The sequence below is a fragment of the Providencia sp. UF-224 genome, assembly GCF_058245955.1.
Genome location: NZ_JBSICC010000002.1, coordinates 335,849 through 357,771, shown reverse-complemented (window position 1 = coordinate 357,771; position 21,923 = coordinate 335,849). Strand labels below are relative to the sequence as shown.

The 21,923-nt window shown below is 42.3% G+C and carries 22 protein-coding genes; 14 read left to right on the top strand and 8 right to left on the bottom strand.

Going from position 1 to position 21,923, the window contains the following annotated elements; genetic code table 11:
- Positions 1 to 4: 4 nt before the first annotated feature.
- Entirely contained in the window at positions 5 to 1,348 is a 1,344-nt protein-coding gene (locus tag AC4IFO_RS03910; RefSeq protein WP_490732010.1) for a Na(+)-translocating NADH-quinone reductase subunit A, read from the bottom strand.
- 415 nt (positions 1,349 to 1,763) lie between these two features.
- Here AC4IFO_RS03910 and AC4IFO_RS03905 point away from each other — a divergent pair, with 415 nt between their 5' ends.
- Positions 1,764 to 2,501: a L,D-transpeptidase family protein gene (locus AC4IFO_RS03905; protein WP_490732008.1), complete on the top strand. Its 738-nt coding sequence runs from the start codon at positions 1,764 to 1,766 to the stop codon at positions 2,499 to 2,501.
- On the opposite strand, the gene AC4IFO_RS03900 is transcribed toward AC4IFO_RS03905, so the two are convergent.
- Positions 2,472 to 3,239, bottom strand: coding sequence for a class II glutamine amidotransferase (locus AC4IFO_RS03900; protein ID WP_490732006.1), 768 nt, complete (start codon positions 3,237 to 3,239; stop codon positions 2,472 to 2,474). The genes AC4IFO_RS03905 and AC4IFO_RS03900 overlap by 30 nt on opposite strands.
- 27 nt (positions 3,240 to 3,266) lie before the next feature.
- Positions 3,267 to 3,845 (bottom strand): D-sedoheptulose 7-phosphate isomerase, encoded by a 579-nt coding sequence (gene lpcA, locus AC4IFO_RS03895; protein ID WP_273803273.1) that lies wholly within the window; start codon positions 3,843 to 3,845, stop codon positions 3,267 to 3,269.
- A 391-nt stretch (positions 3,846 to 4,236) separates the two neighbouring features.
- Here lpcA and fadE point away from each other — a divergent pair, with 391 nt between their 5' ends.
- The gene (gene fadE, locus AC4IFO_RS03890; protein WP_490732003.1) at positions 4,237 to 6,702 is read left to right on the top strand and encodes an acyl-CoA dehydrogenase FadE; all 2,466 of its coding nucleotides are present in this window, start codon (positions 4,237 to 4,239) and stop codon (positions 6,700 to 6,702) included.
- A gap of 292 nt (positions 6,703 to 6,994) precedes the next feature.
- Here the strand turns inward: fadE and lysA are convergent, their stop codons facing one another.
- Positions 6,995 to 8,260 carry a diaminopimelate decarboxylase gene (gene lysA / locus AC4IFO_RS03885; protein WP_490732001.1) on the bottom strand — a complete coding sequence of 422 codons (1,266 nt, stop codon included), beginning with the start codon at positions 8,258 to 8,260 and terminating at the stop codon, positions 6,995 to 6,997.
- A 125-nt stretch (positions 8,261 to 8,385) separates the two neighbouring features.
- Between lysA and AC4IFO_RS03880 the strand changes: the two genes are divergently transcribed.
- Positions 8,386 to 9,321 (top strand): LysR family transcriptional regulator, encoded by a 936-nt coding sequence (locus tag AC4IFO_RS03880; RefSeq protein ID WP_490731999.1) that lies wholly within the window; start codon positions 8,386 to 8,388, stop codon positions 9,319 to 9,321.
- Here AC4IFO_RS03880 and AC4IFO_RS03875 read toward each other — a convergent pair.
- Positions 9,295 to 10,215 (bottom strand): LysR family transcriptional regulator, encoded by a 921-nt coding sequence (locus tag AC4IFO_RS03875; RefSeq protein WP_490731997.1) that lies wholly within the window; start codon positions 10,213 to 10,215, stop codon positions 9,295 to 9,297. The two genes, AC4IFO_RS03880 and AC4IFO_RS03875, sit on opposite strands and share 27 nt — an antisense overlap.
- 132 nt (positions 10,216 to 10,347) lie before the next feature.
- Between AC4IFO_RS03875 and AC4IFO_RS03870 the strand changes: the two genes are divergently transcribed.
- The gene (locus AC4IFO_RS03870) at positions 10,348 to 11,220 is read left to right on the top strand and encodes an MBL fold metallo-hydrolase (RefSeq protein ID WP_490731995.1); all 873 of its coding nucleotides are present in this window, start codon (positions 10,348 to 10,350) and stop codon (positions 11,218 to 11,220) included.
- A gap of 140 nt (positions 11,221 to 11,360) precedes the next feature.
- The gene (locus AC4IFO_RS03865; RefSeq protein ID WP_490731993.1) at positions 11,361 to 12,005 is read left to right on the top strand and encodes a DsbA family protein; all 645 of its coding nucleotides are present in this window, start codon (positions 11,361 to 11,363) and stop codon (positions 12,003 to 12,005) included.
- 34 nt (positions 12,006 to 12,039) lie between these two features.
- On the opposite strand, the gene AC4IFO_RS03860 is transcribed toward AC4IFO_RS03865, so the two are convergent.
- Entirely contained in the window at positions 12,040 to 12,852 is an 813-nt protein-coding gene (locus AC4IFO_RS03860) for a prepilin peptidase (RefSeq protein ID WP_490731992.1), read from the bottom strand.
- Positions 12,853 to 13,131: 279 nt separating this feature from the next.
- On the opposite strand from AC4IFO_RS03860, the gene rsmE reads away from it, so the two are divergent.
- The 9 genes from rsmE to hemW all read left to right on the top strand — a co-directional run bounded on the left by rsmE (position 13,132) and on the right by hemW (position 19,897).
- Positions 13,132 to 13,863, top strand: a complete 732-nt coding sequence (rsmE, locus tag AC4IFO_RS03855; protein WP_490731991.1) for a 16S rRNA (uracil(1498)-N(3))-methyltransferase — start codon at positions 13,132 to 13,134, stop codon at positions 13,861 to 13,863.
- A 9-nt stretch (positions 13,864 to 13,872) separates the two neighbouring features.
- Positions 13,873 to 14,820 (top strand): glutathione synthase, encoded by a 948-nt coding sequence (gene gshB, locus AC4IFO_RS03850; protein ID WP_206084735.1) that lies wholly within the window; start codon positions 13,873 to 13,875, stop codon positions 14,818 to 14,820.
- Between the two features lie 74 nt (positions 14,821 to 14,894).
- Entirely contained in the window at positions 14,895 to 15,458 is a 564-nt protein-coding gene (locus tag AC4IFO_RS03845; protein ID WP_219245916.1) for a YqgE/AlgH family protein, read from the top strand.
- Complete coding sequence (gene ruvX / locus AC4IFO_RS03840; protein ID WP_206084733.1) at positions 15,458 to 15,877, top strand: Holliday junction resolvase RuvX; 420 nt, start codon at positions 15,458 to 15,460, stop codon at positions 15,875 to 15,877. The genes AC4IFO_RS03845 and ruvX overlap by 1 nt, the downstream gene beginning before the upstream one ends.
- A 147-nt stretch (positions 15,878 to 16,024) precedes the next feature.
- Positions 16,025 to 16,717, top strand: a complete 693-nt coding sequence (locus tag AC4IFO_RS03835) for a YggS family pyridoxal phosphate-dependent enzyme (RefSeq protein WP_490731988.1) — start codon at positions 16,025 to 16,027, stop codon at positions 16,715 to 16,717.
- 14 nt (positions 16,718 to 16,731) lie between these two features.
- Positions 16,732 to 17,553, top strand: coding sequence for a pyrroline-5-carboxylate reductase (gene proC / locus AC4IFO_RS03830; RefSeq protein ID WP_490731986.1), 822 nt, complete (start codon positions 16,732 to 16,734; stop codon positions 17,551 to 17,553).
- An 18-nt stretch (positions 17,554 to 17,571) separates the two neighbouring features.
- Positions 17,572 to 18,156 (top strand): YggT family protein, encoded by a 585-nt coding sequence (locus tag AC4IFO_RS03825; protein ID WP_490731984.1) that lies wholly within the window; start codon positions 17,572 to 17,574, stop codon positions 18,154 to 18,156.
- A gap of 15 nt (positions 18,157 to 18,171) precedes the next feature.
- The gene (gene rdgB, locus AC4IFO_RS03820) at positions 18,172 to 18,765 is read left to right on the top strand and encodes an RdgB/HAM1 family non-canonical purine NTP pyrophosphatase (RefSeq protein WP_490731982.1); all 594 of its coding nucleotides are present in this window, start codon (positions 18,172 to 18,174) and stop codon (positions 18,763 to 18,765) included.
- Positions 18,758 to 19,897, top strand: coding sequence for a radical SAM family heme chaperone HemW (gene hemW, locus AC4IFO_RS03815; protein ID WP_490731980.1), 1,140 nt, complete (start codon positions 18,758 to 18,760; stop codon positions 19,895 to 19,897). Before rdgB ends, hemW begins: the two co-directional genes overlap by 8 nt.
- Before the next feature lie 138 nt (positions 19,898 to 20,035).
- On the opposite strand, the gene AC4IFO_RS03810 is transcribed toward hemW, so the two are convergent.
- Both AC4IFO_RS03810 and AC4IFO_RS03805 read right to left on the bottom strand, forming a co-directional pair.
- Positions 20,036 to 20,986: an ABC transporter substrate-binding protein gene (locus AC4IFO_RS03810; protein WP_490731978.1), complete on the bottom strand. Its 951-nt coding sequence runs from the start codon at positions 20,984 to 20,986 to the stop codon at positions 20,036 to 20,038.
- A gap of 204 nt (positions 20,987 to 21,190) precedes the next feature.
- Entirely contained in the window at positions 21,191 to 21,922 is a 732-nt protein-coding gene (locus AC4IFO_RS03805; RefSeq protein ID WP_490731976.1) for a DUF2884 family protein, read from the bottom strand.
- Position 21,923 lies beyond the last annotated feature (1 nt).

Below are 21,923 nucleotides of genomic sequence, written 5' to 3'. Positions count from 1 at the left end.
GGAATTACCCTTCTAGCTCTATCTTGGACAGCACATCACGCAGCACAGGACCGTATTCATACTTCGCTGGACAAACGTAGGTACATAAACCTAAATCTTCTTCATCCAGCTCTAAACAGCCTAGCTCTTGTGATGTATCAGTATCCCCCGCAAGGAGATCGCGCAATAAATGCGTGATCATGATGTCCAGCGGCATAACACGTTCATAGTTACCAATCGGTACCATTGAACGCTCACCACCGTTCATCGTCGTCGTAAAGTTAAAGCGTTTATTTTTCAGGAAATGCCCAATCGTTGTGCGGGTAATGGTGAATTTATTTACCCCAGGCATAATCCATCCAAATAACTCTTTTTCACGACCTTCTGCGAGAACAGAAACTTGGTTATGAAAACGACCAAGATAGTGATGGGCTTCATCACAGGTAACCCCCCAAAGTACAGACCCTGAAATAATGCGGTTTTCACCTGATTTGAGTTGCCCTTTGGTCAATTCATATAAGTCAGCCCCAAGGCGGGTACGCAGTAAACGTGGTTTTTCAACTTGTGGACCCGCTAAGGAAATCACACGGTCAGTGTATAAGTGACCCGTAACAAATAGCTTTCCAATAGCGATAACATCTTGGTAATTCAGGCTCCACACTTTTTTCTTGATACTCACAGGTTCTAAGAAATGAATGTGAGTACTAGCTAACCCCGCTGGGTGTGGCCCGCTAAATTGGGTATAGGTGATTTGGGCTTGGCTGTTAACCTTCGGTAAATCTCCCTCTCCATGGCATACATGGATTTTACCTTCCGTTAAGCGGCTAAGAACCAATAAACCATCATTAAATGCTTGCGCATTTTCGCAAATGATTCCAATAGGATCAGCAGCTAATGGGCTGGTATCCATTGCAGTCACAAAAATAGCAATCGGCGAAGAACCCGGTTGTGGAGAACGGCTAAATGGACGCGTTCTTAAAGAGGTCCACATACCTGATTTAATTAGGTTATCTTCGACTTGTTCACGCGTTAATACGGGGAGCTCATCACGCGAATATGCAGCAAAAGTGACTTGCTCATCACCTTCGATTTCAATAACAACAGACTGCAATACACGACGCTCACCACGATGAATAGCAACAATTTTTCCGCAGGCAGGGCTCGTAAATACGACCCCAGGGTTCTTTTTGTCTTCAAAGAGAACCTGTCCTTTTATTACACTCTCACCTTCTTTAACCAGCATCGAAGGACGCATTCCGACATATTCCTCACCTAGCAGTGCTACGTGTTGAATTTTCGGGCCGTCTTCTATCACTTGGGCTGGCTCACCTGCGATGGGAAGGTTGAGGCCTTTTTTAATTTTAATCATAAGATCTGCACAAGTTTATCAGTTAAACCCTAAGCTAACGATTCAGCAATGAATGATAGCGACTCAGTCATAAAAACTACTCAAGTCACTTTCGTGACTTGAGCGAGTATTCTCACAAAATTGTTACTAAATTCTTGTCTTCTGCCAGTCGTAATTTTATCAGTTTCAGCTCACGCTGTCCGTCTAGAGAAGTGACATAGTTCAAGCAAATTGCATTATTATTTAATTTTTTCCATTAACAATTCGGTATTAACGAACATTAGACTCATGTTTATCGATGACTGTTTATTATTTAAACAATAAAGATTCATTTAAAAACTATTAACAACCTATATTAATTTTTAAACAGCTCGTCTAAAATGTGTAAAACATGTGTTATTTTTAATCAATATCACCTTCAATATTTGGCTTAAGCATGAAAACAAGTAAATTAATTTGTGTCGTATCCCCATTTGTACTCATGTATACATCGGTTACTCAGGCAGATAACGCTTCATTTTTGTTAAAGAATGAATCACGAGCGAATCTTGACTCATCGATATTTATACAAATATTTAAACAAGAAGGTGTACTTGAACTCTACCAAAAAACACCATCAGGCAAATATACCTTGTCGAAAACCTATCCAATTTGTAAGTTTTCTGGTGGGTTAGGGCCAAAGAAAATAGAGGGTGATCTTAAAAGTCCTGAGGGTTTCTATCAAATTACGACGGAGCAGCTCAACCCTAATAGTCGGTATTACCGATCTATCAATATTGGTTTCCCTAATGAGTTTGATAAAGCCCAAGGGTACAGCGGAAGTTACCTGATGATCCACGGCAGTTGTGTGTCAGTGGGTTGTTATGCGATGACGGATAAATACATGGGCGAAATCTACCAAACAGTAGAAACCGCATTGCTAAATGGCCAATCAACAATTAGCGTGAATATCTATCCGTTTAAAATGACGAAAGAAAATATGCTGCGCTATCAAAATTCAAGCCATTATACGTTTTGGAAGCAGCTACAGCCCGCTTATGAATATTTCAACCAAACAGGAAGGCTTGCACACGTTTCGGTAAACTCAGGAAAATATGCTGTCATGGGCTTACCGGATACCCCAACAAAACTGTTGGGGATGAAATCACAGTATGCGCTGACCAAGGTGGAATAACACAAAGTTGCCTGGCTCAATCTTTTGCCAGTCTTCATTGCCAGTCAAAGGTTGAGTTGCAATCACAGAGACAATATCTGTTGGTGTAGTGCACTGTGCAAAATCAATTTCAATATCCTGATCGAGCAACTTTGCCATACCAAATGGTGCTTTACGCGTGATCCAATGTAATTTCGTTGAGCTAAACGCCATCAAGTATTGCCCATCAGATAGCAACATATTGAAGACACCTTTGCGACGCAGTTGCTCTGCTAAACTAGCAATAAAACGAAAAACACTTTTCCAGTTCGATGGTTTTCGTGGGTATTTTTCACTTAATTGCTGCAAAATCCAACAAAATGCCCATTCACTATCGGTTTCCCCAATCGGCCAATAACGCCCTGTATCAAGGGAACGGTATCCTTTAAGCTGCCCATTGTGTGCATAAGTCCAATTACGCCCCCAAAGCTCTCTGGTAAAGGGGTGAGTATTCACTAACGACACATCCCCGCGATTGGCTTGGCGAATATGTGCCACAATGCTTTCAGACTTGATAGGGTATTCCTGCACGAAACGCGCAACAGGAGAGGTAAAGCTCGGTTGTGGATCTTTAAATGTGCGACACCCGAGACCTTCGTAGAACGTAATTCCCCAGCCATCTTTGTGTGGGCCTGTTTGCCCTCCACGAGAAATTAACCCACTCAAACTAAAGGTAATATCAGTTGGAACATTGGCACTCATGCCAAGTAACTCGCACATTTTAAAGCTCCTACAACGACTAAATCGTTACTTCACCATCTCTTTTTCAATTAATTGAATAAGGATATGGATAACTTTGATATGGATCTCTTGAATACGGTCTGCATAACCAAAATGAGGGACACGAATTTCAATATCCGCAGTACCTGCCATTTTCCCGCCATCTTTTCCTGTTAATGTGATGACTTTCATACCTTTTTCACGAGCAGCAGCAATGGCTTTGATAATATTTCCTGAGTTACCTGACGTTGAAATTCCCAGTAACACATCACCTTTCATACCAACTGCTTCAATAAAACGAGAAAAAACAAACTCATAACCGAAGTCATTGCTCACGCAGGATAAATGGCTAACATCTGAAATCGCAATTGCAGGATAGCCGGGGCGATTTTCACGATAACGGCCTGTGAGTTCCTCCGCAAAATGCATTGCATCACAGTGTGAACCACCGTTACCACAAGATAATACCTTACCGCCTGCTTTAAAAGAGTCCGCTAATAACACCGCCGCTTGTTGAATAGCTTCAATATTCGCTTCGTCACTTAAGAAATTCGATAACGTCTCAGCCGCTTCAGTCAATTCACCACGGATTAGATCTTGGTACATGAGGTTTCCCCTTAATTAAGAATACGTTATTGAGAATATAGCCAACTTACATCCAAAATAATTCACATAAAACAGACCACTTCGTGGCACAAATTTAGATGGATATCAGTCATTAAGCTTTAATACTCAGATTGTTACACAGGGGACGCTTTGTTTCTACTTTTGATTGTGCGGTCTTGAACCCGTCGACAAAAATAACGTTTAGTTATACTTAATAACCTTATTTTCTTTAATGGCGATTATTTTAATTTCAACTTTCCCAGCCATTATTTGGTGTTTTTGTGAACTGAGTTGTAATTAAGATGTAAATATATTGCTAATCCTTTATTACTAGGTATAGATTGAGATAACAAACAGGTCAGACCTCTTACAAGTCGACAGGAGCTTCACTATGATCCTTCTTAGCATTGTGTTATTTCTCGCCTTAATCGGCGTACTCTGTTATCACAGAACTTCCCTTGTACTTAGTACAGCGCTGCTATTAGCCTATACTGCCGTCATGGGTGTGTTAAATATTTGGAGTTACTGGATATTGCTGCCAGTGGCTCTAGTCTTATTTCCTTTTGTTTTCTCTCCTGTACGCCAATCCTTTTTCTCTGCGCGTGCCATGAAAATGTTCCAAAAAGTCATGCCACCGATGTCGAGAACTGAAAAAGAGGCTATCGACGCAGGAACCACATGGTGGGAAGGTGACCTTTTCCGTGGTGCACCAGACTGGAACAAACTGCATAACTACCCAAAACCACAGTTAACCGCAGAAGAACAAGCATTTATTGATGGCCCAGTAGAAACCGTGTGCGGCATGGTGAATGACTTTGAAGTTAGTCATGAACTTGCCGATTTAACACCTGAAGTCTGGCAATACCTGCGTGATCACCGCTTCTTCGCTATGATCATCAAAAAAGAATATGGCGGACTCGAATTTTCAGCTTATGCTCAATCCCAAGTATTACAAAAACTTGCAGGTGTATCAGGCATTTTAGCTATCACAGTCGGGGTTCCTAATTCATTAGGTCCAGGTGAATTACTGCAACATTATGGTACTGATGAGCAAAAACAACGTTATTTACCGGGTCTAGCAACAGGTGAAGAAATTCCATGCTTTGCTTTAACCAGCCCTGAAGCAGGTTCCGATGCAGGTGCGATTCCCGATTCAGGCGTTGTCTGTATGGGTGAATGGCAAGGTGAGCAAGTATTAGGTATGCGCTTATCATGGAATAAACGCTACATTACCTTAGCACCGATTGCGACTGTACTCGGCCTTGCGTTTAAATTGTCAGATCCAGACAAATTATTAGGTGGTGAGAAAAACCTCGGCATCACCTGCGCATTAATCCCAACCAACACGCCGGGCGTCGAAATTGGTCACCGTCATTTCCCACTGAATATTCCATTTATGAATGGCCCGACTCGCGGAAAAGACATTTTTGTTCCTATCGATTACATCATTGGTGGGCCAAAAATGGCCGGGCAAGGCTGGAGAATGTTAGTGGAATGTCTATCTGTTGGACGTGGTATCACCTTACCATCTAACTCAACGGGTAGCTTAAAAAGCATCGCTATCGCGACGGGCGCTTACTCTTATATTCGCCGCCAATTCAAATTACCGATTGGTAAAATGGAAGGTATCGAAGAACCCTTAGCACGCATTGCAGGTAATACTTACTTGATGGATGCCGCTGCAACCTTAATCACCTCGGGTATTATGTTAGGCGAAAAGCCCGCAGTCCTTTCGGCTATCGTTAAGTACCACTGCACCCACCGTGGCCAACGCGCCATTATTGATGCAATGGATATCACGGGTGGTAAAGGCATTTGCTTAGGGGACTCAAACTTTGTTGCGCGGGCTTACCAAGGTGCCCCGATCGCAATCACCGTTGAAGGCGCAAATATCCTCACACGCAGCATGATTATCTTTGGTCAAGGTGCAATCCGTTGCCATCCTTTCGTCTTAGAAGAGATGGCGGCAGCACAAGATAACAACCTGCACAAATTTGATAAAGCCGTATTTGGTCACATTGGTCACGTCATTAGCAACCAATTCCGTAGCTTCTGGTTAGGTTTAACTAACGGTCGTGGTAGTCATGCACCAACGAAAGATGAAACACGCCGTTATTATCAAATGTTAAATCGTCAAAGCGCCAACTTAGCTTTATTATCGGATGTCGCAATGGGTGTGCTAGGCGGTAGCTTAAAACGTCGCGAACGTATTTCAGCTCGCTTAGGGGATATTCTTAGCAACCTGTATCTTGCGTCTGCATCCTTGAAACGCTATGAAGATGAAGGTCGCCAAAAAGCGGATTTACCACTGGTAAAATGGGCTGTTGAAGATTGTTTATATCAGTCTGAAAAAGCGATTGATGATCTGCTGAAAAACTTCCCGAACAAAATGGTGGCAGCGATTATGCGAGTAACCTTGTTCCCTACAGGCCGTGCGATGTCCATGCCATCAGACAAACTTGACCATAAATTGGCACAGCTGTTGATGGAACCATCAGAAACCCGTGACAGATTAGGCCGTGGCCAATACTTAACGCCAACGGAAAACAACCCTCATGGGTTAGTGAACCAAGCGTTATATGACATCATTGCTGCTGAGCCTATTTTCGAACGCATCTGCCGTTTGAAAGAACGTAAACTGAGCTTCACCCGTTTAGACAAACTGGCAGATCAAATGCTGCCTGAAAATGTCATCACGCAAGAAGAAGCCGATATTCTACGTAAAGCAGAAGCAAGCCGGTTACGTACAATTAATGTCGATGAGTTTGAATTTGATGACTTAGGAGTGCTTCCGTCAAAAAAGTCCCCTGATGAACCGTCAAACGAAGACGCGAGTAAGAAAAAGAAAGCCGCTTAGTTTATAGATAAGTAATAAAGCTCAAGGAGCAACCTACTCCTTGAGCTTTTTGTTATTACTATTAATAGAACAAACTACACCGAAAACTTAACTTGAAAATATAAACAAAGAAAAAAAGAGTATTAACCTCATATTTAAATTATTCCAAAAATATCAATTAATCAGTAGTGGCTCCCTTATATTCACATGCGAAAAAATATTGTAAATCACCCAAAAGAGTAGTTTTTGCTTTCTTCAAAATAAAAAAAAACAGCGACCTAAGCGCTGGTTTTTTTCATCACATTCTCAGTTTTTAAAGTGATAGCTCTAACACTAATAATTCTTCTATTGTTTGGCGACGGCGAATTAATTGCGGTTTACCCTCAACAAACATCACCTCTGGTAATAATGGGCGGCTATTATAGTTTGAAGACATCGATGCGCCGTAGGCGCCTGTGTCGTGGAAAACCAAATAATCCCCTACTTTGACCTCAGGTAACGCGCGAGTCACTACAAGCCCGCCTTCAAGCTGAGTAAATACATCACCAGATTCACATAAAGGGCCTGCGATGATGGTGTCTTTTAGTTGTGACTCATCCGCTGCGCTTCCATCCGCCGGTAAAACTGAAATATGATGATAACTGCCGTACATCGCTGGGCGCATTAAATCATTAAAACCACTGTCGACTAGGACATAATGACGGCTGCCCATATCTTTAACAGCACGCACTTCCGCCAGCAAAACGCCCGATTCTGCAACTAAATAGCGACCCGGTTCGATTTCAAGTTCTATTGTGTGTCCTAGATGCTGTGCTATGCGCTGGCGCGCGTTATCCCATAAACTATAATAATGTTGCACATCAATTAATTCATCGCCTTCACGGTAAGGTGTCGATAACCCACCACCCGCTGAAATAGCATGAAGATCCACACCAGCAGTTGTGACCAGTGCCACCATTGAATCACATACATCTGCAAGGTGTTGATAATCAACGCCTGAACCAATGTGCATATGAATACCGATCAACGATAAATTGTAATGACGAATTTTCTCAAGTGCAGCTGGCAAATCTTCATGCCAAATGCCGTGTTTGCTGTTTTCACCGCCAGTATTGGTTTTTTGGCTATGACCATGACCAAAGCCTGGGTTAATACGCAGCCAAACTGGGTGCCCCGCTTTTTGCTGACCAATTTGGTCGAGCATATCAATTGAGCCTGCATTGACAGGTATATCCAGCTCCGTCACTTTAGCCAGTGTGGCTCTATCAAGCACGTCCGCAGTAAACACAATTTCTGAATTTTCACGACCCGGCTTGAACCCCGCCACCAGCGCACGTTCGATTTCCCCTAAAGAAACTGAATCGACTTTCACGCCCTGCTCTCTCATTAAGCGCAAAATGTGGATATTTGAACTGGCTTTTTGTGCAAAGCGCACCGTATCAAAGACTTGTAATTGCTTAATACGCTCAATGATGACTGCACTGTCATATACCCAAACAGGAGTACCATATTGTGCTGGTAACGCGCGTAAATATTCAGGGGTTAAATACTGGCTTGAAGTGGTTGCGAATGAAGTCATTATGTTTCTCGTTTGCAAGTTTTTATTATATTAAAGTCTATTATTCAGAGAAAAGATGGGAAAAAAAATATCCATTTTGCTAAAGTCTATTCATATTTGATATAGCTTTAATTTTGAGGTGAGAAATGCAAGCCATTTCGTGGCGACATATTGAGATATTTCGTGCTGTGATGACCGCTCCTAACTTGACGGAAGCCGCGGCATTGCTGAATACTTCACAGCCGACCATTAGCCGTGAACTGGCTCGCCTTGAGCATTTACTGCAATTTAAGCTATTTGATCGCGTCAAAGGACGCTTGCAACCCACCGCGCAAGGGCTGCGATTTTTAGAAGAAGTCGAACGTTCTTATTATGGATTAGAGCGCATCAAAAACTCGGCAGAAACAATACGCCGTTTTGAACATGCCCAAATTTCAGTGACTTGCTTACCCGCTTTTGCTCAATCCCTTTTGCCGTCAGTCTGCCAATCTTTTATGGAAAACTACCCCGATGTCAGTATCACCGTGATCCCTCAGGAATCTCCTGTCCTTGAAGAGTGGCTTTCAGCCCAGCGCTATGACTTTGGTTTAACAGAACATTTGCAAATGCCACCTGGTACTGAGCAACAAACCCTTGGAAGTTTAAATGAAGTGTGTGTGTTACCTGCGGGACACCCTCTCACACAAAAAAAGGTCTTAACCCCCAGCGATTTTCAGCATCAGCGGTTTATTAGTTTGTCTTTAACTGACAGCTACCGCCAATTAATTGACTCAACATTTGCGGAGCAGCAAATTGACCGAAAAATGGTGATGGAGACGCATTCTGCCTCGTCTATTTGTGCGATGGCTCTAAAAGGCATTGGAATTTCCATTGTTAACCCACTAACAGCGTTGGATTTCCACCAGCAATCTTCAGGTAAGCTGGCTCTGCGCCCTTTAAGCTTTTCAATCCCATTTACAGTCAGTTTAATTAGGCCTATTCACCGGCCATCATCGCAACTCACTGATATTTTCACACAACACTTAAAAAAACAATTTAACCAGATTGAACAGCATTTAGCGTTGGCCTTGCTGCATCAGTGATAACCAATGGGGCGAAGTACTAAACCAGTTAGCAAGGTAATCAATCACTGCACGTAGTGAAGTTGGCATTTTTTGTCGACTGGTATACACAGCGTAAATACCTAATGGCATTGGTGTGTAATCAGGTAATAATTGAATTAATTCACCTGAATCCAAATACTTTGCTACTGAATAATAAGGCTGCATAGAAATACCAGCCCCATTTAAGGTCGCTTCGGCGATAAAAACAGACTCATTGGCACTCAATCTTCCATCCACTAACACTGTGTGTTGTTCCCCCTCTTTTTCAAACGCCCATAAACTACGACCAAAGAAGTTATAGGTTAGGCAATCCATTAAAGCTAAATCTGCCGGTTTTGCTGGTCGCGTTTTTCCTTCCAAAAAACGGGGGGATGCACAGATCACGGAATAACAAGTTGAAAGTGGTTTGGCAATCAGGCTTGGTTCTAGCTGGTTAGTAATACGGATCGCTAAATCAATTCTTTCCTCAATAAGGTTCACCGATTTATTCGAGATTTGCATATCAATCGCCATATTGGGGTACTGTTGCATAAACTCGGTTATTGCAATAGAAAGTGCGCTTTGGGCAATAGATTGTGAACAACTAATGCGTACTAGCCCTGATAGTGCTTGGTTATCATGCTCTTGTTGCACAGGCACGGTTTGTGAAATCGCATTTAGCTGTAATGATTGTTGGTAAACTCCCTCCCCCGCCGAGGTTAAACTAAGCCGCCTTGTTGTACGGTTTAATAACCGAACCCCCGCCCATTGTTCCATCTCAGATAAATAGCGCGTCACCATCGCGCGAGACATATCTAGCTTATCTGCCGCACGACTTAGGCTGCCACTTTCCACAATAGTGATAAACACTTCTACTGCTTTTAATCTATCCATAACCCACCAATTCGATCGATTTATGCAACAAATAAAGCCTAATTATGCTGTTTTTCCCACCATTATTACAATCTAATATACACACCAAGCCAAACAACGCTTACCTACATCACTTAATTTTAGGATATAAAAATGAAACTCACCTTATTAGCAGCAACGACATTATTCGCAACTACTATGCACATGGCACAGGCTGAAAAGCTCACACTAGATGTGTATAACCCAGGCCATAACAGTGTTTTCCCTGTTTCTTCTGAAATTATTAGCGGCCCAACTGAAGTGGTTTTAATTGACGCTCAGTTTCAAAACAACGACGCACAAAAATTAGTCGATAAAATCCAAAAGCTGAATAAAAAATTAACAACCATTTATATTAGCCATTCAGACCCTGATTATTATTTTGGGTTAGAAACACTGACAAAAGCCTTCCCTGAAGCAAAAGTGGTTGCAACTGCCGAAACAGTTCAAGCCATTAATGCAACTAAAGATGGCAAACTGGCCTATTGGGGTGGAGAGTTAAAAAATGAAGCGCCAAAACATGTTATTGTTCCTGAAGTCATTAAAGGGAATAGCTTTACCGTTGATGGTGAAAAATTAGAGATTAAAGGCCTCGATGGTGCATCACCAGACAGAACGTATGTGTGGGTGCCCTCTTTAAAAGCGGTCGTGGGTGGCGTATTAGTTTACGATAACCTCCATGTATGGGTGGCAGATACCCAAACTGAAGTTTCACGCCATAACTGGCAACAAGCTTTAGAAAGTATTAAAGCACTTAAACCCGAAACTGTTGTACCAGGGCATTTTACTGGCAATTCTAAGTTTGATATTGGCACCGTTACATTTACTCAGCAATATTTAAGCGACTTTGAAACTGCGACAAAAGCAAGCAAAAAGGCAGATGAGCTGATTAAAAAAGTAGAAACGCAATACCCTAATTTAGATGAAAAATCGAGCTTAGAGCTAAGTGCCAAAGTGATTAAAGGCGAAATGCAGTGGCCTCAATAAGCCAATAAATTATCCCCTATTTCGTTTGTTTTCGTTCTTATTGTAACTTATCAATACACATTAAGAACGAAACTCTCTAGGGGGGTACATTACGATACAACCTTAAGTCTATTAAGAATATAATTCAGCGAGACATTATCATGAGCAATATTACCCTACATTATATTTATGACCCTTATTGCGGCTGGTGTTATGCAGCCGCACCATTAATTGAAGTTGCAGCAAAACACCCAAACATTGATATCGAAATGCATGGCGGTGGCATGTTAGCAGGCAGCTCCCGACTGCATTTAGATGATAATTTTCGCCAACACATTATCCAATCAGATAAACGCATAGCATCAATGACAGGGCAAGTTTTTGGTGACGATTACCTCAAAATGCTGCATGAACCTAACTTCATTATGGACTCAGCAATACCGCAAACCGCGATATTAGCAGCAACAAAGCAAGGGAAAGGCTTAGAGATGCTAAAGGTAATCCAAAAAGCTCACTATATTTCAGGTCGCCACATTAATGACACCGCTGTCCTATTAGATTTAGCGCAGAGTATTGGGTTGGATATTACCCAATACACCACCGATTATGCACAATGTGAGCAAGGTGAAACGATGTCTCACATTCAAGGGAGTAAAACACTATTAGCGCAATCGGGTGCATCTGGCTTCCCTACATTGCTGATTCAGCAACAAGAACAGTGGCTACGGGTTCCATTGCAAAATTACCTCGGCGCCCCTGAAAAATGGCAGCAATTCTTAGATACCATGGTGAATGCTGCTAAATAACCAAATGAGCAAATAACTTGGCTGTGTAATGCACCTATAACTGAATAAGTGATAAATACAGCCAAATACTCGCACTCGTCAAAATAGCAGGGCCAAAAGGAACCGTTGAACTTCCCACACTGACACTACCCCCACTAATCAAATACGATTTTCCATCAGTAACATTGAATTTAGGTAAAACCCAATACCTTACGCTGTAATGCAATAACCCTAATGTAGCAGCTAGACCTAAAAAATGCGGTAAGTTGATCATGCCAAGCCATGCAGCGCACGCAGCAATCAGTTTAAAGTCACCCCGCCCCATTTGTGGTTGTTTTTTGATTTTTTCCATCACCGTGGTCAATGCAAGGATAGCAATATAAGCCACCACAACAGCATAAATGGCCGAAACAACATTCCCCGCAGGCGAACTTATTTGATATAACAACCCGATGAACAAGGATGGAAACGTGAGTGCATCTGGTAAATACCCTGTTTTATAATCAATAATAAATAGTAAAACGGTGAAATTTAAAAACACAAAAGAAAATAGAATAATAAGTAAATGACTAAAAGAGTAAAAAACCACAAACCCTAATATTGAATAAATGAATAGCAATGAAAAATAACCAGCTTCAATTGGTGGTAATTTGAAATATTTTTCAGGAATATAAAGCAATAACTTACGACTCAATATTACCGATAATGCCACCAAGATTAAAACCAGATAAATTTTCTTATTTACCATAACATTAGATAAATTAACATAAAAGCAGCCCCACTCTGCCTTCAGTTTAAATAAAATAATCATTATTTCATTAAATATGAAAACGATTTTTTCTAAAATAGAACACCATAAGTCGAGCATATTAACCCCTTATTCCATTATGGAGAGAAAAATAAATATACTGAGAAAAATTCACAACCTAAACACTTTAATTCCGTTCAATATAATCAGTTTATTCGATCCTAAATTTTTTCTTTTGATTTATCAGCCATGTCTAATTTAGTAACGATGGCACAGACGTACTATAAAAGCCTTTTTTTTCGTTATAAACTAGGCTACAGAGCTTGAGTTTTTTGATTCAATCCCCATATTCACCAGAGTTATCATTTTAATTAATTAAGTCTGTACTAAGGAAACGTCATGCGCATTCCACGCATTTATCACCCTGAGCTAATACAAACCAATACAACCATTCCGCTTGGTGATGATGCAGCAAACCATGTGGGCAGAGTTCTTCGCATGACAGCAGGCCAAAAGCTTGAGCTTTTTGATGGTAGCAACCAAACGTTTAATGCCGAGATTACGGAAGCTTCAAAGAAACACGTTCTGGTCTATATTGAAAGTGGCAACCTTGATGACAGAGAATCCCCCCTCGACTTGCATTTAGGTCAAGTCATGTCCCGTGGGGAAAAAATGGAATTCACTATTCAAAAATCCGTTGAATTGGGCGTAAATACTATTACCCCTTTAATTTCTGAACGTTGCGGTGTGCGTTTAGACGGTGAGCGACTTGAAAAAAAATTACTGCAATGGCAAAAAATTGCGATTGCAGCTTGTGAGCAATGTGGTCGAAACCGTATCCCCGAAATTCGCCCTGTACAAAGCCTTGAAGCTTGGTGTGCAGAGGATGACGGTGCATTTAAAGTCAATCTTCACCCAAGAGCGACAGAAAGCATCAACACCTTACCGACTGAATTAAAAAAAGTAAGACTGCTGATTGGCCCAGAAGGTGGGCTTTCAGCGGATGAAATTGCCATGACAGCGAATTATCAATTTACCGATATCCTGTTAGGCCCTAGAGTACTTAGAACAGAAACGACTGCGCTAACCGCTATCACTGCACTGCAAGTGCGCTTAGGTGATCTGGGTTAAGGAGAAAAAATGATCAAGCTCGGTATAGTGATGGATCCTATTTCATCCATCAAAATTAAGAAAGACACCAGTTTTGCAATGATGTTGGAAGCTCAGCGTCGTGGTTACGAAATCCATTATATGGAAATGAATGACCTCTATTTGCACCAAGGTGAAGCTCGCGCACAAACTAAAATTGTTACGGTCGAAGAAAACCCAGCCAAATGGTACGAATTCCATGGGGAGCAAGATATTGCTCTCGGTTCCCTTGACGCCATTTTAATGCGCAAAGACCCACCGTTCGATACCGAATTTATTTACGCAACGTATATTTTAGAACGCGCTGAACAAGCGGGCTCATTGATTGTGAATAAACCGCAAAGCCTGCGTGACTGTAATGAAAAATTATTCACCGCTTGGTTCCCTGAATTAACGCCAGACACGTTAGTGACTCGTAGCCCACAAAAATTAAGAGAATTCCATCAAAAACATGGGGATGTGATTTTTAAACCCCTTGATGGGATGGGCGGCGCATCAATTTTCCGTTTGAAACAAGATGACCCTAACGTAGGCGTGATCATTGAAACACTGACAGAACACAGCTCCCGTTATTGTATGGCGCAAAACTTTTTGCCTGCCATTAAAGAGGGTGACAAACGCGTGCTCGTCGTTGATGGTGAACCTGTGCCATATTGCTTAGCTCGCATCCCTGCGCAAGGCGAAACACGGGGTAACTTAGCGGCGGGTGGCCGTGGTGAAGCACGTCCTTTAACAGAAAGTGATTGGGCGATTGCACGTGCCGTTGCGCCAACATTGAAAGAAAAAGGTTTAGTTTTCGTTGGGTTAGATATTATTGGTGATCGCCTGACTGAAATTAACGTCACCAGCCCGACCTGTGCTCGTGAAATCGAAGCTGCTTTTGATATTTCTATCACGGGTATGTTGATGGATGCCATTGAGCGTCGTTTGAAAAAATAAATCATACAATGGCTAAAAGGGCAGTTTTCGCCTTTTTAGCCACTGAATTAAGTAAAAATGAATGGAGTTTAAGTTTGAATCTACAAAACCATTTTCTTATCGCTATGCCATCCCTTACAGATCCTTATTTTGAGCAATCTGTGGTGTATGTGTGTGAGCACAACGAAAAAGGCGCAATGGGTTTAGTCATTAATAAACCCATTGATGATTTCTCAGTCGATACTATGTTGAAAAAGCTCGAAATTACGATATCGGATAAAGTGAATAAACGTAATTTGCAACGCCCTGTCATTGCAGGTGGCCCTGTCGCAGAAGAGCATGGTTTTATCTTACATACGCCAATTGGTGGCTTTTTATCGAGCCTGCATCTTAATGATGAGGTGATGGTGACCACTTCAAAAGATATCTTAGAAACCCTTGGTAGTGATCAATCGCCGGAAAACTCTTTAGTAACCTTAGGTTACTCCAGTTGGGAGCCAGGGCAATTAGAACGGGAAATCATGGAAAATAGCTGGTTGACGGTTGAGGCCACCCCGAAGCTCATTTTTGATACGCCTATTAACGAACGCTGGGCTGCCGCCGCAAATTTACTTGGCGTAAATATTCATACGATTTCCATGCAAGCGGGGCATGCATAATGTCAGGAAGAACACTATTAGCCTTTGATTTCGGGACAAAAAGTATTGGTGTTGCGATTGGACAAGAAATCACTGGCACAGCACGCCCATTAACGTCTCTCAAAGCGAGCGATGGCCGCCCTGATTGGCAACAAATTGAAAAGTTACTTAAAGAATGGCTTCCACAATTGGTTATTGTCGGCCTTCCCCTTAATATGGATGGCACGGAGCAACTGGTCACCAGCCAAGCACGTAACTTTGCTAATCGCATTCATGGCCGTTTTGGTGTCAAAGTCGAGTTGCATGATGAACGACTTTCCACTGTTGAAGCAAAAGCAGGTTTATTTGAACAAGGTGGCTACCGCGCGTTAAGCAAAGGAAAAGTGGATTCTGCCTCCGCGGTGGTGATCCTTGAAAGCTGGTTTGAGCAACATAGTTAATTTTGCCCAATTTTGCAGTTATTTTTCACGGAAACCTCATGCAGAGGTGCCGTTCTAACACGATTTGCTTTACACTATGGTCAACAGTCGCTATTCATGCATGCCATGAATAAAATAGTTTTGAATTAAACCATAATGAATAAACACATGACCATTCAAAATAATATCTCTGATGTTACCGCACGTATTCAAACTGCTGCCGAAGAATGTCATCGTTCCCCCCAAGACATTACGCTGCTGGCTGTCAGTAAAACCAAGCCTTGTGAGGCTATTTTAGAGGCCATTGAAGCAGGCCAACGCCAATTTGGTGAAAATTACGTCCAAGAAGGCGTTGAAAAAATTCAATATTTCGCAGATAGAACTGACCTTGTTTGGCATTTTATCGGCCCATTACAATCGAATAAAAGCCGTTTAGTGGCTGAACATTTTGATTGGTTCCACACGCTCGACAGAGCCAAAATTGCTCAGCGCCTGAATGACCAACGCCCTAGCGATAAAGCGCCATTAAATGTCCTCATCCAAATTAATATTAGCGATGAAAACAGCAAATCTGGCATAACGTTAAACAACGTTGCAGAGCTTGCAGCCCAAGTTGCAGTGATGCCAAACCTTGTATTGCGGGGTTTAATGACGATCCCTGCTCCTGAAACAGACTATGACCGTCAATGCGAAGCATTTCGTCAAATGGACAACGCATTTAAACAATTACAAGCGATTTACCCAACTGTCGATACGCTGTCGATGGGAATGACTGACGATATGCGTGCGGCCATTCACTGCGGTTCAACCCTTGTGCGCATAGGAACCGCGATTTTTGGCGCACGCCAATATCATCAATAATAAAGGAGAACAGAATGCAACACCGTAAAATTGCTTTCATCGGTGCCGGAAATATGGCTCATGCAATCATTGCAGGGCTGGTTGGCCACGGTTACCCCGCCTCGATGATCACCGTTTGTTCTCCAACACCAGTGCGTCGCGACAAAATAGCTGCACAATATGGCATTATTAGCAGTGATGATAACCTTGCCGCTGTTAAGCACGCCGATGTCATTGTATTAGCAGTCAAACCACAAATGATGAAAGACGTTTGTGAGCCACTGCAAAACGCCACTGATTTTGATAACAAACTGGTGTTAACCATTGCAGCCGGTATCCCTGCTGAGCGCTATAACGATTATTTTGCGCATCAATTGAATTTAGTGCGCATCATGCCAAATACCCCATCTTTGGTTGGTAAAGGTGTGAGTGGGTTATTTGCACAGGCCAAGGTGACTGAGCAAGACAAACAATTTGCACAGGAATTAATGCAAAGTGTCGGTTCAACAATTTGGTGTCAAAAAGAGCAAGAGATCAATAACATCATTGCAATTACTGGCAGCTCCCCTGCTTATTTCTTCCTGTTTATGGAAGCGATGCAACAAAAAGCGGAACAACTTGGCTATGATGCAGAACAAGCGCGTGAATTAGTGTTGAATGCCATTGAAGGTTCCGTTGAACTGGCAAAATCCCAGCACGACACCGCTTTTTCAACCTTACGTGAACAAGTCACCTCTAAAGGCGGTACCACCGCGATGGCTTTAGAGCAATTTTACAATGATAACCTTCCGCAAACTGTTGCTAACGCGATGCAAAGCGCCATCAACAGAGCAGAAGAAATGGAAAAACTTTTTTAATTAATCGCGGAATTCACCATGCAGACTTTAGTATTTGTCGTTACCACCTTGATCCAGCTCTATATTTTTGTGTTATTACTCCGCGTTTGGATGCAGTGCGTTCGTGCGGATTTCTATAACCCATTTTCCAAGTTCGTAGTCAAAGCCACACAGCCTATCGTCGCACCGCTACGCCGTGTGATCCCTGCGATTCGCTCAATCGATACCGCATCGGTTGTTGTTGCCTTTGTTTTAGCCATTGCAGCGATTATTTTTGGTATGTGGGCAACTAACTTACTGCCTATCTTAGGCGTGACTGTTCTTCCGATGGGGATCATTTTACTTCTGACATACGCAGGTAAATTGATTTTCTGGATGATATTGATCCGCGCAATTTTGAGCTGGGTAAGCCAAGGCCGTAATCCTGTTGATTATTTATTATATCAATTAACTGAACCGTTAATGGCGCCAATTCGCCGTATTATCCCAGCAATGGGTGGGTTAGATTTCTCCGCAATGATTGTGATGTTTATCTTAATCGCTCTGAATTATTTGCGTGTGGACATTTCCCTGATGATTGACCCATCATTGACCGCGATGATGTATTCTATTGGTATTATGTAAAACGAGTTTTAAACGATGCAAAAAGTTGTTTTAGCCACCGGTAACCCGGGTAAAGTGAATGAATTAGCCGACTTACTTCGCGATTTCGGTATGGATATCGTTGCACAAACGTCATTAGGCGTTGAATCTGCGGAAGAAACAGGCTTAACCTTTATTGAAAATGCCATTCTGAAAGCTCGGCACGCAGCGGCACAAACGGGTTTACCCGCCATTGCCGATGACTCAGGGATTTCGGTTGATGCCCTTGGTGGCGCACCGGGGATTTACTCAGCCCGCTACGCTGGTGAAGAAGCAACAGATGAGCAAAACCTCGTAAAACTACTGGAAGCCATGAAAAATGTGCCTGATGACCAACGTCAGGCGCAATTTAACTGCGTGTTAGTTTATTTGCGCCACGCCGAAGACCCGACACCATTAGTCTTCCATGGCCGCTGGCACGGTATCATCACCCGTGAGCGCAAAGGCCAAGGCGGCTTTGGTTACGATCCTATCTTTTACGTACCCGAGCTTGGCTGTACCTCCGCTGAATTAAGCAAAGCAGAAAAGCAAGCCGTATCCCATCGTGGTAAAGCCTTAGCAATGATGTTGGATGCCCTGAAGAATGCATAAGTTGCCACCACTGAGCTTGTATATCCATATTCCGTGGTGTGTGCAAAAGTGCCCATATTGCGATTTCAATTCGCATACTCTAAAAGGGGAGATCCCACAAAAAGAGTATGTTGAGCACTTATTAGCTGACTTAGACGTTGATGCAAAACTAATTGGCGAGCGCCTCGTTAAAACCATTTTTATTGGAGGGGGAACACCGAGTTTGCTGACGGCAGAAGCCATGCAAGCATTAATGGATGGGGTTCGCGCTCGGGTTCGATTAGACCCGAACGCAGAAGTCACGATGGAAGCCAACCCCGGAACCGTAGAAGCAGACCGATTCTCAGGCTACCAAGCAGCTGGTATCAACCGTATTTCAATCGGTGTACAAAGCTTTGGCAACGATAAACTGATCACGTTAGGGCGCATTCATGGCCCTGATGAAGCAAAACGTGCAGCAAAACTGGCCACTAACCTCAAGTTACGTAGCTTCAACCTTGATTTAATGCATGGCTTACCCGCACAAACACGAGATGAAGGTTTGTCAGATTTAAAACAAGCGATTGAACTTGCACCACCCCATTTGTCTTGGTATCAGCTGACTATTGAACCCAACACGCAATTTGGTTCAAGGCCACCGACGCTGCCTGATGACGACACCTTGTGGGATATTTACACTGAAGGTCACAAGTTATTAAGTGCAGCAGGTTATGTACAGTATGAAACCTCAGCCTATGCAAAGCCGGGGTATCAGTGTGAACACAACCTCAATTACTGGCGCTTTGGGGATTACCTCGGTATTGGTTGTGGTGCTCACGGCAAAATTACCTTTGAAGATGGGCGAATTTTACGTACGGTAAAAACCAAACACCCTCGGGGCTATATGGAAGGTCGATACATCCACCAGTCTTATGATGTTGAAGCCGAAGATAAACCATTTGAATATTTCATGAACCGCTTTCGGTTACTTGAAGCCATGCCCCGTCAAGAGTTTACCCAATACACAAGTTTGCCTGAATCAACCGTAAGGTCTGCCCTTGATGAAGCCTTAGCCAAGGGTTATATCACTGAAACCGATGATGAATGGCAAATTACAGAACATGGAAAATTATTCTTAAACTCGCTGTTGGAACTCTTTTTAGGCGAAGAATAACAGAACCAATCAGTGAAATGATGAAAGCCCGCGAGATAACTCAGCGGGCTTTTTATTAGAGATAAAAATCAAATCGACAAAAATAACAATAAGGGTATTTCATATTGCCGCCATCACAAAAATAGCGGCAGATATTCATTAAAGCGCGTTAACAACAGCATTAACTTGTTCTGTTAAGCTGACAAAACCACCACCTGATAAATACCACAGGTCAGATTGCAAGTAAGTGATTTTACCGTCTTTGTATGCTTTGGTTTCTTGGATATTGCTGTCTTCAAAGACCGTTTTTTCTAATTTACCTGCGCCGATAGCTTCACTACGGTCAACAATTAAGATGACATCTGGGTTTGCTTGCGCAATGGCCTTGGTATCGACAACACGGCGTTTTGATTTATCCGCATTTTCATCAATTTGCAACTCTGCACGCTGCGCTTTTACTACGTCATAAACCACGGCTTGGTTACTTGGAATTAATTTGCCATCGTTGTGCATTAACACTAAGACTTTCTTCTTAGAATCTGCCGCTTTTTTCTGAGCGTCAGCGATGGTTTTATCTAATTGAACGATTTGTTCATCAACAGCTTTTTGGTTACCGTATAAATCGCCAATCACCGCAAAATTCGCTTTGACTGATTCAATATAATGTTTGCTGTCAGACCCTAAATTAATCGTTGGGGCGATTTTGGATAATGCTTCGTATGACTTCCCTTGACGACCTGTGATGATGATTAAATCGGGTTTTAACTGTTCTATTTTAGCTAGGTCAGGTTGTTTCATGCCACCCGCATTTTCCATTGATGCAGGAATGCTGCCTTTCACATAAGCAGGTGCATTTGCCGTTGGTAAAGCCACCACGTTATCGCCTAAACCAAGTTTCTGCATTGAGTCGTATACACCAAAATCAAATAAAACCACTTTTTTGGGTTTTTTAACGACTTCTGTTTCACCCGAAATATGCTTAATCATCACTTTTTCAGCGCCTTGCGCAGTGACAGCATTTGGTGTGAAAGCAGCAGATTCAGCGCCAAGCGCGAAAGGAGCAGAGAATGACAATACAGAAACAAGTAAAGCAGGAATGAACTTTTTCATTTAAACGATCCCAATTAAGTCATTAAGCCAAACCCGCATTGTAAAGACCGAGACTTATATGTCAATCAAATAAGAATCAATTTCATTTTCATTCCCATTAATGGAATTGGAATCACAATTATCAATCCACATAATAACGCCCATAAATAAAAAAACAGCCATGCAGTCAATACAGGGCTGTTTTTAAGGGGTTAAATAAACGAATTAATTGGCTTTTATAGAATTCAATAAAGAAACGCGTTGTTGCTCGATACCAGTGACTTTTGAACACACTTGAACACCGAACAATTGGAAGCTTTTTTCTTGTTTTTTCCATTCAGTTTCAAGCTCTTGCTGTAAACCGCCTAGATTACCCAGCATGCCTTGCAGGGCTTTATTCGCATCACCACCCGATAATAGTTGCTTGCGACCCATTTCGTTGATGCTGTCTTGTAAAATACCGCCTAAGCTTTCATTCACCAGCTGTTTGCCTTTTGCTTCCGCATTTTTCATTGCTTCATGATGAAAGGCATAGCCATTCGGGCGGGTTTCAATAATTTGGTTGATTTGGCTATTCAGGTCTTTTTCTAACTTAGTCAAACGCTTACGCACATTACTGTCGCTGCCAATGACTTTAACAACCACTTTATCTACCGTTTCACGTGACGTTGCCAGTTTTTTCTCAGACTCTTGTTTTATCCAAGGTAAATCATTACGAATAGTCGATTGGTAGCGGATCGCCTGCTGTTTTTGCGCCTCAGTCGCCGCAATATTTTTGCCATTTAAAGTGATATCACCATTAGGTGTAATCACTAAATCACCACTGCGGCCAATCACTTGCACGCTTTCTGGCGTCATGAAAATATCATCATTCGGTGTCACTGAGCAGTTATAATCCGCAGCTTGGCTTGCTGCACTCGCTAACAGTGAAAATGCAATTAATGTACGGCGTAACATA

What these genes read in the sequence shown, in the direction of transcription:
- AC4IFO_RS03910 (WP_490732010.1), bottom strand. Translation starts at nt 1,348, where the DNA reads ATGATTAAAATTAAAAAAGGCCTCAACCTTCCCATCGCAGGTGAGCCA.
- AC4IFO_RS03905 (WP_490732008.1), top strand. Translation starts at nt 1,764, where the DNA reads ATGAAAACAAGTAAATTAATTTGTGTCGTATCCCCATTTGTACTCATG.
- AC4IFO_RS03900 (WP_490732006.1), bottom strand. Translation starts at nt 3,239, where the DNA reads ATGTGCGAGTTACTTGGCATGAGTGCCAATGTTCCAACTGATATTACC.
- lpcA (WP_273803273.1), bottom strand. Translation starts at nt 3,845, where the DNA reads ATGTACCAAGATCTAATCCGTGGTGAATTGACTGAAGCGGCTGAGACG.
- fadE (WP_490732003.1), top strand. Translation starts at nt 4,237, where the DNA reads ATGATCCTTCTTAGCATTGTGTTATTTCTCGCCTTAATCGGCGTACTC.
- lysA (WP_490732001.1), bottom strand. Translation starts at nt 8,260, where the DNA reads ATGACTTCATTCGCAACCACTTCAAGCCAGTATTTAACCCCTGAATAT.
- AC4IFO_RS03880 (WP_490731999.1), top strand. Translation starts at nt 8,386, where the DNA reads ATGCAAGCCATTTCGTGGCGACATATTGAGATATTTCGTGCTGTGATG.
- AC4IFO_RS03875 (WP_490731997.1), bottom strand. Translation starts at nt 10,215, where the DNA reads ATGGATAGATTAAAAGCAGTAGAAGTGTTTATCACTATTGTGGAAAGT.
- AC4IFO_RS03870 (WP_490731995.1), top strand. Translation starts at nt 10,348, where the DNA reads ATGAAACTCACCTTATTAGCAGCAACGACATTATTCGCAACTACTATG.
- AC4IFO_RS03865 (WP_490731993.1), top strand. Translation starts at nt 11,361, where the DNA reads ATGAGCAATATTACCCTACATTATATTTATGACCCTTATTGCGGCTGG.
- AC4IFO_RS03860 (WP_490731992.1), bottom strand. Translation starts at nt 12,852, where the DNA reads ATGCTCGACTTATGGTGTTCTATTTTAGAAAAAATCGTTTTCATATTT.
- rsmE (WP_490731991.1), top strand. Translation starts at nt 13,132, where the DNA reads ATGCGCATTCCACGCATTTATCACCCTGAGCTAATACAAACCAATACA.
- gshB (WP_206084735.1), top strand. Translation starts at nt 13,873, where the DNA reads ATGATCAAGCTCGGTATAGTGATGGATCCTATTTCATCCATCAAAATT.
- ruvX (WP_206084733.1), top strand. Translation starts at nt 15,458, where the DNA reads ATGTCAGGAAGAACACTATTAGCCTTTGATTTCGGGACAAAAAGTATT.
- AC4IFO_RS03835 (WP_490731988.1), top strand. Translation starts at nt 16,025, where the DNA reads ATGACCATTCAAAATAATATCTCTGATGTTACCGCACGTATTCAAACT.
- proC (WP_490731986.1), top strand. Translation starts at nt 16,732, where the DNA reads ATGCAACACCGTAAAATTGCTTTCATCGGTGCCGGAAATATGGCTCAT.
- AC4IFO_RS03825 (WP_490731984.1), top strand. Translation starts at nt 17,572, where the DNA reads ATGCAGACTTTAGTATTTGTCGTTACCACCTTGATCCAGCTCTATATT.
- rdgB (WP_490731982.1), top strand. Translation starts at nt 18,172, where the DNA reads ATGCAAAAAGTTGTTTTAGCCACCGGTAACCCGGGTAAAGTGAATGAA.
- hemW (WP_490731980.1), top strand. Translation starts at nt 18,758, where the DNA reads ATGCATAAGTTGCCACCACTGAGCTTGTATATCCATATTCCGTGGTGT.
- AC4IFO_RS03810 (WP_490731978.1), bottom strand. Translation starts at nt 20,986, where the DNA reads ATGAAAAAGTTCATTCCTGCTTTACTTGTTTCTGTATTGTCATTCTCT.
- AC4IFO_RS03805 (WP_490731976.1), bottom strand. Translation starts at nt 21,922, where the DNA reads ATGTTACGCCGTACATTAATTGCATTTTCACTGTTAGCGAGTGCAGCA.